Here is a 13,606-nt window from a genome sequence, read left to right on the forward strand (position 1 = left end):
CGGTCGGTGTCACTGGTCCGTTCTGGTCCGGGGGTGGAAGGGTGCGCGGCGACGGGGGTCACGCCGAGACGTGCTCGTCGGTGAGCTCGCCGTGCTCGACCTCGTCGGCGCTGATCGTCGTGCCGGCGCCGCCGTGCGAGCCCTTGGTCATGAGCCGCATGAGCGACTCCTGGTCGGCGGCCCGCTTCTCCAGGACGCCGGTGATCTCGCCCTCGCAGATCGTGTAGATCCGGTCGGACAGGCCGAGCAGCTCGGGCAGCTCGGAGGACACGACGATGACGCCCTTCCCCTGGGCGGCGAGCCGCTGGATGATGCCGTAGATCTCGAACTTCGCGCCGACGTCGATGCCGCGGGTCGGCTCGTCGAGGATGAGCACCTCGGGCTCGGTGAAGAGCCACTTGGACAGGACGACCTTCTGCTGGTTGCCCCCCGAGAGCTTGGAGATGCCCTCGTCGACGGTCGGCGCCTTGGTCCGCAGCTCCTTGCGGTACTCGTCGGCGAAGCGGTACTCCTCGGCCTCGCTGACCTGGAAGGCGTGGGTGATCCGCTTGAGGTTGGCCGAGACCGTCGTGCGCTTGATGTCGTCGAGCAGGTTGAGGCCCAGGCTCTTGCGGTCCTCGGTGACGTAGGCCAGGCCCGCGTCGATCGCCTCGGCGACGCTGTGCAGGTTGAGCTGCTTGCCGTCGAGGGTCATCGTGCCGCCGAGGTACTGCCCGTAGGAGCGGCCGAAGAGGCTGCGCATCAGCTCGGTGCGGCCCGCACCCATGAGGCCGGCGAAGCCGACGATCTCACCGCGGCGCACGAAGAAGCTCTCGCTCTTGCAGACGAGGCGGTCGGCGACGTCGGGGTGGCGCACGGTCCAGTCGCGGACCTCGAAGAACGGCTCGCCGATCTGCGGGGTGTAGTCGGGGAAGCGCGACTCGAGGTCGCGTCCGACCATCGCCTTGATGATCCGGTTCTCGTCGACGCCCTCCTCCTTGACACGCATCGTCTCGATGGTGCGGCCGTCGCGGATCACGGTGATGGCGTCGGAGATCTGCTCGATCTCGTTGAGCTTGTGGCTGATCATGATGCAGGTCACGCCCTTGGAGCGCAGACCGGCGATGAGGTTGAGCAGGTGCTGGCTGTCGTTCTCGTTGAGCGCCGCGGTCGGCTCGTCGAGGATGAGCAGCTTGACGTCCTTGGAGAGCGCCTTGGCGATCTCGACGAGCTGCTGCTTGCCGACGCCGATGTCCCTGATCTTCGTGTCGGGGTTCTCGGCGAGGCCGACCCGGGCGAGGAGCTCGCGGGCGCGCTGGCGGGTGACGACCCAGTCGATGCCGAGGCCGCCCTTCTGCTCGTTGCCGAGGAAGATGTTCTCCGCGATGGACAGCTCGGGGATGAGCGCCAGCTCCTGGTGGATGATGACGATGCCCGCGTGCTCGCTCTCGCGGATGTTGGAGAAGTGACGCACCTGGCCGTCGAACCAGATCTCGCCCTCCTCGGCCTGGTAGACGCCGGAGAGCACCTTCATCAGGGTCGACTTGCCGGCGCCGTTCTCGCCGCAGATCGCCTGGACCTCTCCGCGGCGCACGGTCATCGTCACGTCGGACAGGGCCTTGACCCCGGGGAACGTCTTGGTGATGCCGCGCATCTCGAGGATGACGTCGCCCAGGGGGACGGAGGCGGCGGCCGGTGACGCGGAGGTGGCCGGTGCCGGGGTGCCCCCGGGAGGCGTGGTGGAGCTCATCTGCGCATGCACCCTTTCTGCGGCGGCGGCGTTGGCGACCCGCCCGGAATTGTGTCCCACGTCACGACTGTCGCGGAACGACCTGGCCGACAACGGGCGGTGACAAGTCGATAACGATAGACATCGTTGTCAGACCAGCCTGCCGGACGGCACATTACCACCGGTTGAAGAGTCAAACAGCCCCCTTGTCTCAACAGGCCCCGAATGGCGCGAAGTCGTTGTCGCCGAACGGGATCGAGCGGGGCGAACTTGACGTATCCTCCGCGTCAGGGGAGAGTGACCGCCGTGTCAACGTTGTCATCGAACGGGTCAGCGACCGCCGCGTCGCCGTACCCGCGGGCCGTGCGCCCGACGATGGCCGACGTCGCCCGACGGGCCGACGTGTCGATCAAGACCGTCTCCCGGGTGGTCAACGACGAGCCCGGCGTCCGCCCCCAGACCGCCTCGAAGGTCCGGGCGATCATCGAGGAGCTCGGCTTCCACCGCCACGAGGGCGCGAGCATGCTGCGCAAGGGCCGCTCGACGAGCATCGGGCTCATCGTCGAGGACCTCGGCAACCCCTGGTACTCGCAGCTGGCGGCCTCGATGGAGCGCGAGGCGCGCAGCCGCAACCACTTCCTCATCTCGACCTCCGCGGAAGGGTCGCCCGAGCGCGAGGCCGAGCTCGTCGACGCCCTCGTCGCCCGCCGCGTCGAGGGCCTCGTCGTCGTGCCGGCCTCGAGCGACGCCAGCGAGGCGATCCGCTCGGCCGCCGAGGAGATGCCCGTCGTCTGCGTCGACCGCCCGCTCGCCGGGCTCGTCGCCGACACCGTGCTCAGCGACAACGAGGGCGGGGTGCGCTCGGCCGTCGAGCACCTCGTCGCCCACCGGCACCGACGGATCGGGTTCCTCGGCGACGACGAGGTGATCTGGACGGCGCAGCGGCGGCAGGCGGCGTTCCTCGCGTCGTACGACCTGCTCGGTCTCCCCGGCGAGCCCCTCACCCGCCTCGGCCCCTACGCCGACGGCGAGGTCGCCGCCCTGCTCGACCGGTGGGGGCAGGGCCGCGACGGCATCACCGCCGTCATCACGAGCAACAACCGGGTGACCATGCAGGTCATCGCCGCCCAGCGGGTGTGCGGCCTCGACCTCGTCGTCGTCGGGTACGACGACTTCGAGCTCGCCGACTTCCTCGAGCCGCCGGTCACCTGCGTCCACCAGGACCCGGCGTCGCTGGGGGAGCGGGCCATCCAGCAGCTCTTCGCGCGGCTCGACGGCGAGCTCGGCGACCCGCGGACGCACGTCATCCCGACCCGTCTCATCGTCCGCGGCTCGGCCCGCCGGCGTCCCGCGTCGCGCCGCGCCTGAGCCCGTACGACGCCCCGCCCGCCGCATCCGCGGCCGGTGGCGCACCTGCGACGACCACCGTCCGGCGCGTCGAGTCGCGATCCGGGGGGTGGCGGGGAACAATACGGGCGTCTGCCGTCTGCCCGGCCGTGGGGGCCAGGGAACGTGACGGTTCGGGCAGAGGGGTCGGGACCGTGGGGGTCCCGGCCCCTTTCCGCGTCCGGGGGGCTCTGGTGGGGTCCTGGCACCCCCTCAGCCACCCGGTCCAGGGGCTGTGGATGACGGGCACGGCCCGGGAGGACGCTCGGGCACGCTCGGGCGGTGGAGCAGACGACGCGGGATGCGCTCAACCGGCTGGCAGCGGCCCAGCTGGGTCTGGTGACCCGCGCCCAGCTGCTGTCGTACAGCGTCTCGCGCGACACGATCCGATGGCGGCTCGCCTCGAAGCGCTGGGTCGCGGTGCATCCCGGTGTCTACCTCACGTCCCCCGGACGCCGTGACTGGCCGATGCTGGCGATGGCGGCCGTCCTGCACGGGGGACCGGAGGCGGTGCTGTGGGCCGACAGCGCGGCCTTCAGCCACGGGCTTGCTCGTGAGCCGGACGTCATCCAGGTGCTCGTGCCGCACTCGAGCCAGGTCTCGGGGCGACCGGGCGTGACGGTGAGCAGGGCCCGCGACCTGGCGGAGCGGGCGGCCCTGGAGGTGATCGACGAGGACGCGCCGGACCTGGCCCGCCTCCCTCGGACCACGGTCGAGGCGACCGTGCTCGACGTGGGCGCGCGGCTGGACGCCGACGGGGTCCTGGCCCTCGTCGCGTCGGCCTGCCAGAAGGGCCTGACCTGGGACGAGGCCCTACGGGTCGAGCTGTCCCGTCGCTCCCGCTACCGCTGGCGCGACCTGCTCGAGGCGGCCCTGGTCGATGTCGGCGACGGCGCCCAGTCCGTCCTGGAGCTGCGCTACCTGCGTGATGTCGAGCGCGCCCATGCTCTGCCGTCAGGGGTGTCGCAGCAGCCGACGGCCGGCGGGTGGCGGCACCACGACCGCGGGTACCCGGACCAGCGCGTCCTGGTCGAGCTGCAGGGCCTGGCGTTCCACGGGACGGCCGCCGCACAGGTGCGCGACGGCCGGAGGCAGCGGGACAGCCTGCAGGAGGGGTGGGTCACCGTCCCGGCGTTCTGGTCGGACGTGGCGGGGTCGCCGTGTGCCTTGGCCGGCGAGGTGGGTGCCCTGTTGAGCCGACGCGGCTGGTCGGGACGGGTGCGTCGGTGTCGGCGTCGCGGCTGCGGAGCGGCCACGCCACAGCGGGTGGCTCCGGTGGGGTCATAGCCCCACCGCAGCCGCCCGGAAAGGTGGGTGAGGGCGGCGTACGACGGCGACTAGGCTCGACCGCGGCTCGTGAGCGTTCCCGGGCCGTCCTGACGATCGAGGAGCCCCACCGTGCCCATGCGGATGTCGACCCTGTTCCTGCGCACCCTTCGCGAGGACCCGGCCGACGCGGAGGTCCCGAGCCACCGCCTGCTCGTGCGCGCGGGCTACATCCGCCGGGTCAGCCCGGGCATCTACACGTGGCTGCCGCTCGGCCTCAAGGTGCTGCGCCGCGTCGAGACGATCGTCCGCGAGGAGATGGACGCGATCGGCGCGCAGGAGCTGCTCTTCCCCGCCCTGCTGCCCCGCGAGCCCTACGAGGCGACCGGCCGCTGGACCGAGTACGGCCCGAACATCTTCCGGCTCAAGGACCGCAAGGACCAGGACTACCTGCTCGGGCCGACGCACGAGGAGCTGTTCACCCTCGCGGTCAAGGACCTCTACTCGTCCTACAAGGACCTGCCGGTCACGCTGTACCAGATCCAGACGAAGTACCGCGACGAGGCGCGGCCCCGCGCGGGCGTGCTGCGCGGGCGCGAGTTCGTCATGAAGGACGCCTACTCCTTCGACGTCGACGACGCCGGCCTGGCCAAGAGCTACGACGCGCAGCGCGAGGCCTACGTCCGGATCTTCGACCGGCTCGGCTTCCACTACGTCATCGTCGAGGCGATGGCCGGGGCGATGGGCGGCTCCAAGAGCGAGGAGTTCCTCGCGACGGCCGAGAACGGCGAGGACACCTACGTGCGCTGCCCGCACTGCGGGTACGCCGCCAACGTCGAGGCCGTCCGCGTCCCCGTGCCCGACGCGGTCGACGCGTCCGGAGTCCCCGCCGCGCACGTCGAGGACACCCCCGACACCCCGACCATCGCGTCCCTGGTCGAGCTGCTCGACGCGCGCTTCCCCCGTGACGACCGCCCCTGGGCCGCCGGCGACACCCTCAAGAACGTCATCGTCAAGGTCACCCAGCCCGACGGCACGAGCGAGGTGCTCGCCATCGGCGTCCCCGGCGACCGCGAGGTCGACGACAAGCGCCTGTCGGCCCAGCTCGAGCCGGCGACGTACGAGATCTTCGACGACTTCGCCTCGCTGCCCCAGCTGGTCAAGGGCTACATCGGCCCCGGCGCGCTCGGCGCCGACAAGCCCGCCGGCGTGCGCTACCTGCTCGACCCCCGCGTCGTCGACGGGACCCGCTGGGTCACCGGCGCCGACCAGCCCGGCCACCACGTCGTCGACCTGGTCAAGGGCCGCGACTTCGACGCCGACGGCACCATCGAGGCCGCCGAGGTCCGGGTCGGCGACGCCTGCCCCAGCTGCGGTCACGGGCTCGAGGCCGCCCGCGGCATCGAGATGGGCCACATCTTCCAGCTCGGCCGCAAGTACGCCGAGTCGCTCGGCCTCAAGGTCCTCGACGAGAACGGCAAGCTCGTCACGGTGACGATGGGCTCGTACGGCGTCGGGGTCTCGCGCGCCGTCGCCGCGGTCGCCGAGGGCAACCACGACGAGCTCGGCCTGGTCTGGCCTCGCCAGCTCAGCCCCGCCGACGTCCACGTCGTCGCGACGGGCAAGGACGACGCCGTCTTCCTCAAGGCGCAGGAGATCTGCCAGGGCCTGGAGGCCGCCGGCCTCGAGGTCCTGTACGACGACCGCAAGGGCGTCTCCCCGGGCGTGAAGTTCAAGGACTCCGAGCTCATCGGCGTGCCCACCATCGTCGTCGTGGGACGCGGCCTGGCCGACGGCGAGGTCGAGATCAAGGACCGGCGCAGCGGCGAGCGGCGCGCGGTGCCCGTCGACGACGCCGTACGGGAGGTCCTGGCGGAGGTCCGCACCGCGTGACCGCGGACGGTGCCCGTGACGTGCGGGCCGTCGTCTTCGACTGGGGCGGCACCCTCACGCCCTGGCACACCGTCGACCTGGCCGCGCAGTGGCGCGACTTCGCCGCCGAGTACCACGTCGACGAGCCGCACCTGCGGGACGACCTCGCGGCGCGGATCGCCGCCGCCGAGGACGCCGGCTGGCGGCGCGGCCGCGGCGACGACCACGCGTCGGCGCGGTTCGAGGAGATCCTCGCCGAGGCCGGGGTCGTCGCCGACGACCCGCGGGCGGTGGTCGCCGGGGCGGCGTACCGTCGCTTCTGGGAGCCGCACACCTGGACCGACCCGCAGGTCCGTCCGCTGTGGGAGGCGTTGCGCGACAACGGGATCCGCGTCGGCGTGCTGTCCAACACGATCTGGTCGCGCGACTACCACCGCGGCGTGTTCGAGCGCGACGGCGTGCTGGACCTGCTCGACGCGGACGTCTACTCCAGCGAGACGCCGTGGGTGAAGCCGCACCCGGAGATCTTCCGGTTCGCGGCGGACCGGGTCGGGGTCGCGCCGGAGCACTGCGTCTACGTCGGTGACCGCGCGTACGAGGACGTGCACGGCCCGCAGGCGGTCGGCATGCGCGCGATCTGGGTGCCGCACAGCGACATCCCCGAGGGTCAGCAGGTCGCCGTCGACGCCGTCCCCGACGGCGTCGCCCACGAGCTGCTCGACGTCCTCGACCTCGTCCTGGGGTGGCGCGCCGACGCCGCCCCGGCGGCGGACCGCTGACGTGGGGCTCACCGAGCTCACGGCCGGCACCCTCGTCTTCCTCGTCCTCGCGGGGTTCCTCGCCGGCTGGGTCGACGCGGTCGTGGGCGGGGGCGGGCTGGTCCAGCTGCCGGCGCTGCTGCTCGGGCTGCCCGGCGCCGCGCCCGCGCAGGTCCTCGCGACGAACAAGCTCGCAGGCGTGATGGGGACGACGACCAGCTCGGTCACCTTCTACCGGCGCATCCGCCCCGACCTGCGCACCGCCCTGCCGATGGCCGCCGTCGCCTACGTCGGCGCGGTCGTCGGGGCGCTCATCGGGCTGCACATCCCCAAGAGCGCGTTCAACCCGATCATCCTCGTGTGCCTCGTCCTCGTCGGCGCCTACACGCTGCTCAAGCCGCAGCTCGGCACGGCCACCGCGCTGCGCTGGGACGGCGTGCGGCACACCGTCGCCGCGATGCTCACCGGCTTCCTCGTCGGGGTGTACGACGGCGCGCTCGGCCCGGGCACGGGCAGCTTCCTCGTCTTCGCGCTCGTCGGACTGCTCGGCTACGCGTTCCTCGAGGCGAGCGCCAAGGCCAAGATCGCCAACGTCGCGACGAACCTCGGCGCGCTGACCGTGTTCGCGCCCGGCGGCCACGTCGTGTGGGGCGTCGGCCTGCTCATGGGGGCGGCGAACCTCGCCGGCGGCTACCTCGGCGCCCGGACCGCGGTCCGGCTCGGCAGCCGGTTCGTCCGCATCGTCTTCGTCGTCGTCGTGACGGCGTTCGTCGTGCGGCTCTCGCTGCAGCTGCTCGGCGTCTGGCGCTGAGCCGGCCCGTCCCGGACAGCACCGAGCCCGGCCGCCGTCGCGAGGAGCCTTGGCGCGTGGGGGAGCGCGCCTCGTGCGAGGTGGGGGAGTGCGTCGGGGCTCGTCATCGGGGGGGAGGAGGACGAGCGCGGCGCGGCACGAGGGTGGGTGGGCAGTGGGGGATGCGACGGCAGCCGGGCTACCGGGGAGGGTATCGGCCCCTCTCCGGGCCGATGACAGAACGTTATCATTTGCCACGCGCCACAAGACAATCGTTGAGCGAACAAATTCGGCTACTGATAGATCGCCGAACGGATGATCCCGGGACCAAGGTCCCGACCCGGCGACGGGCACCGCGGACCAAGGTCCGTGGTGCCCGTCGGGTGACGTGGGGCCGGGTGCGGGTCCGGCTGCTCAGCGCAGCCGGCGGGGCGACGGCGCCAGCGGCTCGCGGGCCAGCAGACCGTCGGTGACGCCGTCCAGTCGGGCGCCCGACAGCTCGAGCGCCTCGGCCAGCTGGGTGGCCCGGCGGGCGCCGAGGTCACCGACGGCCTCGTCGAGCAGGCGTACGGCGTCGCGCACCTCATCGGCGCGGTCGCCGCGCAGGACGAGGATGCGGCGTCGTCGGTCGCCGCCGTCCTCCTGGCGCGCGACGAAGCCCTTGGCCTCGAGGCGGTCGGCGATGCCGGTCACGACGCTGCTGCGCAGCCCCATCGCGTCGGCGACCTCGCCGATCGTCATGGGCCCGGTGGCGAGCAGGTGGCTCATCAGCTGGGTCTCGGTGACCGAGCAGCCGAGGTACGCCGACAGGGCGAGGCGGTGGCGCTCGACCTGGAGGGTGAGCTGGCGCAAGGCGACACCGAGCCTCGTGGACGTGGCGTCCTCGTCGGTGGTGCGGTCCTGCGTGGGGGTGGAGGTGATGCGGGCGGTCACGAAGTGAATGTCCTTGCGAGTGGCTTGTCCCGAGCCACGACCAGTGTGACGGGTGGGGCGTCCCGGACGCGAGCCGACGTCTGTCGTTATACCGACAATTTACTGTTCGACGGCCGGGGCGGTGTACCGGGCGGCCCAGGCGCCGACGTCCTGACGGGACAGCGCGACCGCGAGCAGGTCCGGGAAGGCGTCCGGGGTGCAGGCGAAGGCGGGCACCCCCAGCTCGGCCAGGTCCCCCGCGAGCTCCCGGTCGAAGGCGGGCGCGCCGTCGTCGGAGAGGGCGAGCAGGACGACGACCTGGATGCCGTCGTCGAGCATCCGGGTGACCCGGGCCAGCAGCGAGTCGCGCACGCCGCCCTCGTAGAGGTCCGAGATCAGCACGAACAGGGTGTCGGCGGGGCGGGTGACCAGGCCCTGGCAGTAGGCGACGGCGCGGTCGATGTCGGTGCCGCCGCCGAGCTGGGTGCCGAAGAGGACGTCGACCGGGTCGGAGAGCCGGTCGGTGAGGTCGACGACCTCGGTGTCGAAGAGCACGAGCGAGGTGCGCACGGCGCGGATCGAGCCGATGACGGCGCCGAAGATCGCCGAGTAGACGACCGAGGTGGCCATCGACCCGGACTGGTCGATGGCCAGGACGACGTCGCGCTCGACCGACCGGGCTCGTCGGCCGTGGCCGACGAGCCGCTCCGGCACGATCGTGCGCTGCTCGGGCAGCCAGTGCCTGAGGTTGGCCCGGATCGTGCGGTCCCAGTCGACGTCGCGCAGCCGCGGCCGCCGGGCCCGGGTGGAGCGGTCGAGGGCGCCGGTCACCGCGGCGCGGGTGCGGTCGGCGATCCGCTCCTCGACCTGCCGGACCACCTCGGCGACGACCTGCCGCGCGGTCTGCCGGGAGGTCTCGGGGATGGCCCGGCCGAGCGCGACGAGGGTCGCGGCCAGGTGCACGTCCGGCTGCAGGGTCTCCAGCAGCTCCGGCTCGAGCAGCAGCGCGCGCAGCCCCACCCGCTCCACGGCGTCGCGCTGCATCACCTGGACGACCGTCGAGGGGAAGTAGCGGCGGATGTCGCGCAGCCAGGTCGCGACCGACGGTGCGGACGGCCCCAACCCCGCCGTACGGCGCCCCGCGGCCGCGCCGGCCGCGCCGACCACCCGCCCGGGAGCGCCCGGCCCGCCCGGCCCGGCCGCACCGCCGTCGCGGTCGTAGAGGGCGGCGAGGGCGCGGTCCATCCGCGCGTCCTCGCCGGAGACGCCGCCCAGCCCGCCCCGGCCGGCCTCCTCGCCGAGGACGAGGCGCCAGCGCCGCCGGGCCTCCTGGTCGTCGGGCTCAGCCACGCTCCACCCCCAGCAGCCGCGCGACGGCGGCGACGACCGGCTCGGCGCGGGCCCGGTCGGCCGGGCCCCACTCCACGTCGGCCCCGGCACCCCCGCCGCCGAGCCGACCACCGGACGACGCCCCCGACGCCGCACCCGGGCCGCCCGCCCCGGCCCGCACGAGCCGGGCGAGCAGCGTGCCGAGCGCCCGCTTGTCGGTCGCGGCGAAGGTGCCGAAGGTCCGCCGCAGCAGCGGCAGCACCGTCGTGAACTCGTCCTCGACCAGCCGGCGCAGCCACCCGTCGAGGACCGTGACCAGCCCGTCGTCGTGGACGAGCACGGTGCCGGTCCCGGCCAGCAGCCCGTCGACCCAGGCCGCCTTGTCGGCCGGGGTGGTGCCGACCGACAGCGCCTGCGAGAGGCGACGGGCCACGGTGTCGTCGTCGAGCAGCCGGGCGTCGTGCAGCAGCCGGACCAGCCGCCCGGCGAGCAGGCCGTGCAGGTCCTCGCGGCGGGCCAGCTCCGTGAGCGAGGCCAGCCAGCGCTCGCGGCTGGTCGCCGGCATGAGGGTCGTGGCCCGGTCGACCTCGTCGAGCCGCTGGCGCAGCGCCGCGGCCGCGTCGTCACCGAGCCCGGTCACGGCGGCGGGCAGGCCGGCGCGCACCCGGGCCAGCAGCGACTCGGTGACCTCGGCGAGCGCGGACGCGTCGGTGCCGCGGACGTCGCCGTACCGGACCGCGCGGGCGAGCGCGGGCAGCGCCTCCATGAGGTGCTCGACGTCGCTGTCGAGGGCGGCCCGGTCGCGCAGGGCGTCGAGGACGCCGGGCACCGCGGCGGGCAGGTCGGCCAGCAGGCACCGGTCGAGGACGCCGGCGATGCCGGCGAGCGGGGTGCCCGGGTCGAGCGCGAGGTCGCTCGCGCGGGCCGTGGCGGCCACCTCGACGGTGGTGCCCCACGGACTGGCGACGGCGAGCGCGACGGACAGCACGGGGTCCCACTCGAGCGTCCACGCCTCCTTGAACGTCCCCGTCCCGTCGACCGGCTGCGGTGCGCCCCAGGGCACCTCGAGCAGCAGCAACCGGTGCAGCAGGTGCGAGCGGGCCCGGTCGGTGTCCTTGCGCAGGTCGAGGACGAGGTCGCGCGGGGCGGGCTCGAGGGCGAGCCGCAGCCGGCGCGCCGTCGCGCGCAGGTCGGCGTCCAGCGGGGTGCTCGGGGCCTCGTCGGGCACGACGCCGAGCCGCTCGCCGACGACGACCTCGCGGGTGACGAGCTCGACGAGCGTCTCGTCGCCCTGGCAGAGGACGGCGCGGGTGGCGTCGGTGACCTCGCCGAGGCCCGCGAGCGGGCGGCCGCGCATCGTCGCGACCGTCTCGGCCAGCCGGACCGCCTCGATGACGTGCGCCGAGGAGATGGGCAGGTCGCGCTCGCGCAGCCGGGCCGACACCCGCGCCAGCCACCGGGTGACGACCCGGTCGTCGGGGCAGGTGAAGAGGTGGTGGTACCACCCCGGTGACTCGACGCCGGCGCCGTACCCGGAGGCGAAGGCCAGCCGCGAGTGCGTCCACGGCACCCAGGTCAGCGCCGTGCGCACCTTCGGCATCCCGCGCAGCACGGCGGCGTCGCGCGTCGCCGGCGGCAGGACCCCGGTCAGGGCGGGCGCGTGCCAGGCCCCGCACACGACGACGACGCGGCGCGCCCCGGCCTTGCGGACCGCGCGCAGCACCTGGCGCATGTGCGCCTCGCGCCGCTCCTCGTGCTGCCGCGCCGCGCCCGTACGACGCCGCGCCGCCCCGCCCGCGCCGTCCCCGCCGTGCGCGCCCCCGTCGTCGTCCTCGCGCAGGACCGCCATCGCCTCGGTGATCGCCTCGAACCCGCCGCCCTTGCCGCGGTGCTCGACGACGTCGTCCCACCAGCGCTCGGCGTCGTCGTACCCGGCGGCGCGGGCGAGCAGGGCGATCGGGTCGGTGCGTTCGAGGACGACGTCGAGCGCGGCGCCGCGGACGGACGCTCCCGACATCACGTCCTCGGCACCAGGTGCCGACGAACCCTCTTCCCCGTCACCCTCTGCCGCAAGGTCCTCCTCGACCCGCCGGCGGTGGGCGAGGACCGCCGTGGAGGGCAGGTCCATGAACCGTACCGTGACGCCGCGCGAGACCGCCCAGGTGAGGGCCTGCCACTCGGGCGAGAAGACCGCGAACGGCCAGAACGAGGACCGGTCGGCGTCGCCGACCACGTGCGCGAGCAGCGCGACCGGAGGCTGCATCCCGGCGTGGGTCACCCACGGCAGCAACGGGTCCGCGTCGGCGGGGCCCTCGACGAGGACGGCGTCCGGCTGCACCCGCTCGAGCTCGGCGAGGACGGCGCGCGCCGACCCGGGGCCGTGGTGCCGGACCCCCAGGACCCAGGTGCCCTCGTCGGTCACCCGCTCACCTCGCGGCAGGCCCGGTAGAAGTCGCCCCAGCCCTCGCGCTCGCGCACGACGGCCTCGAGGTACTCGGTCCACACGGTCGCGTCGGCCGTCGGGTCCTTGACGACGGCGCCGAGGATCCCGCCCGCGACGTCGGCGGCCCGCAGCTCGCCGTCGCCGAAGTGGCCGGCGAGCGCCAGACCGCCCATGACGACCGAGATCGCCTCGGCCGTCGACAGCGTCCCCGACGGCGACTTCAGCCGGGTGCGGCCGTCGGCCGTCACGCCGGAGCGCAGCTCGCGGAACACCTGGACGACGCGGCGGATCTCCTCCGACGCCGCCGGGACCGGCGGGAGCTCGAGCGCCCGGCCGAGCTCGGCGACCCGGCGGGCGACGATGGCCACCTCCTCGTCCTCGCCGGCCGGCAGCGGCAGGACGACGGTGTTGAACCGACGGCGCAGCGCCGAGCTGAGGTCGTTGACGCCGCGGTCGCGGTCGTTGGCGGTGGCGATGACGGTGAACCCCTTGGCCGCCTGCACCTCGGTGCCGAGCTCGGGCACCGGCAGGGTCTTCTCCGACAGCACGGTGATGAGGGCGTCCTGCACGTCGGACGGGATGCGGGTCAGCTCCTCGATCCGCGCCACCCGCCCCTCGCGCATCGCCGTGATGACCGGCGACGGCACGAGCGCCGCGGGGGAGGGGCCCTCGGCGATGAGCCGGGCGTAGTTCCAGCCGTAGCGGATCGCCTCCTCGCCGGTGCCCGAGGTGCCCTGCACGAGCAGGGTCGAGTCGCCGCTCACCGCGGCGGCCAGGTGCTCGGACACCCACGTCTTCGCGGTGCCGGGTACCCCGAGCAGCAGCAGCGCCCGGTCGGTCGCCAGGGTCGCGACGGCCACCTCGACGAGCCGGCGCGGACCGACGTACTTGGGTGTGACGACGGTGCCGTCCTCGAGGGTCCCGCCGAGCAGGTAGGTCACGACGGCCTGCGGCGACATCCGCCACGACGGCGGCCGGGCGGCCGTGTCCGTCGCGACCAGGGCGGCGAGCTCGCCCGCGTAGAGCTGCTCGGCGTGCGGGCGCAGCAGCTCGCCGCCCGGGGCGGGCTGCGTGACGTCCTCGCCGACCCCGATCGTCGTGCTCCCGCCCCTCGTCGTGCCGTCCGTCGCGCTCACGCGGTC

General features: G+C 73.8%; 10 protein-coding genes. 5 read left to right on the forward strand and 5 right to left on the reverse strand.

Annotated features, from left to right (window positions below):
- Positions 1-58: 58 nt before the first annotated feature.
- Positions 59-1,633 (reverse strand): sugar ABC transporter ATP-binding protein, encoded by a 1,575-nt coding sequence (locus FB458_RS15010; protein WP_281286127.1) that lies wholly within the window; start codon positions 1,631-1,633, stop codon positions 59-61.
- A 438-nt stretch (positions 1,634-2,071) separates the two neighbouring features.
- Here FB458_RS15010 and FB458_RS15015 point away from each other — a divergent pair, with 438 nt between their 5' ends.
- From FB458_RS15015 to FB458_RS15035, 5 genes are all read left to right on the forward strand, one after another.
- A complete protein-coding gene (locus FB458_RS15015) occupies positions 2,072-3,076 on the forward strand; it encodes a LacI family DNA-binding transcriptional regulator (RefSeq protein ID WP_246061261.1) in 1,005 nt (334 codons plus the stop codon).
- Positions 3,077-3,376: 300 nt separating this feature from the next.
- Positions 3,377-4,381 (forward strand): type IV toxin-antitoxin system AbiEi family antitoxin domain-containing protein, encoded by a 1,005-nt coding sequence (locus FB458_RS15020; protein ID WP_141849202.1) that lies wholly within the window; start codon positions 3,377-3,379, stop codon positions 4,379-4,381.
- Between the two features lie 117 nt (positions 4,382-4,498).
- On the forward strand, positions 4,499-6,253 hold the full coding sequence (locus FB458_RS15025; protein ID WP_425460878.1) for a proline--tRNA ligase: 1,755 nt from the start codon (positions 4,499-4,501) through the stop codon (positions 6,251-6,253).
- Positions 6,250-7,011, forward strand: a complete 762-nt coding sequence (locus FB458_RS15030) for an HAD family hydrolase (protein ID WP_141849204.1) — start codon at positions 6,250-6,252, stop codon at positions 7,009-7,011. The genes FB458_RS15025 and FB458_RS15030 overlap by 4 nt, the downstream gene beginning before the upstream one ends.
- Position 7,012: 1 nt before the next feature.
- Entirely contained in the window at positions 7,013-7,801 is a 789-nt protein-coding gene (locus FB458_RS15035; RefSeq protein WP_141849205.1) for a TSUP family transporter, read from the forward strand.
- Positions 7,802-8,194: 393 nt separating this feature from the next.
- On the opposite strand, the gene FB458_RS15040 is transcribed toward FB458_RS15035, so the two are convergent.
- The 4 genes from FB458_RS15040 to FB458_RS15055 form a co-directional block, all read right to left on the reverse strand.
- A complete protein-coding gene (locus tag FB458_RS15040) occupies positions 8,195-8,713 on the reverse strand; it encodes a MarR family winged helix-turn-helix transcriptional regulator (RefSeq protein ID WP_141849206.1) in 519 nt (172 codons plus the stop codon).
- A gap of 99 nt (positions 8,714-8,812) precedes the next feature.
- On the reverse strand, positions 8,813-10,042 hold the full coding sequence (locus tag FB458_RS15045) for a VWA domain-containing protein (protein ID WP_246061263.1): 1,230 nt from the start codon (positions 10,040-10,042) through the stop codon (positions 8,813-8,815).
- Positions 10,035-12,443 carry a DUF5682 family protein gene (locus tag FB458_RS15050; RefSeq protein ID WP_141849207.1) on the reverse strand — a complete coding sequence of 803 codons (2,409 nt, stop codon included), beginning with the start codon at positions 12,441-12,443 and terminating at the stop codon, positions 10,035-10,037. Before FB458_RS15050 ends, FB458_RS15045 begins: the two co-directional genes overlap by 8 nt.
- Entirely contained in the window at positions 12,440-13,600 is a 1,161-nt protein-coding gene (locus tag FB458_RS15055) for an ATP-binding protein (RefSeq protein ID WP_246061265.1), read from the reverse strand. Before FB458_RS15055 ends, FB458_RS15050 begins: the two co-directional genes overlap by 4 nt.
- Between the last annotated feature and the right edge of the window lie 6 nt (positions 13,601-13,606).

This window comes from Lapillicoccus jejuensis, assembly GCF_006715055.1.
Lineage (GTDB): Bacteria > Actinomycetota > Actinomycetes > Actinomycetales > Dermatophilaceae > Lapillicoccus > Lapillicoccus jejuensis.

What these genes read in the sequence shown, in the direction of transcription:
- FB458_RS15010 (WP_281286127.1), bottom strand. Translation starts at nt 1,633, where the DNA reads ATGCGCGGCATCACCAAGACGTTCCCCGGGGTCAAGGCCCTGTCCGAC.
- FB458_RS15025 (WP_425460878.1), top strand. Translation starts at nt 4,499, where the DNA reads ATGCGGATGTCGACCCTGTTCCTGCGCACCCTTCGCGAGGACCCGGCC.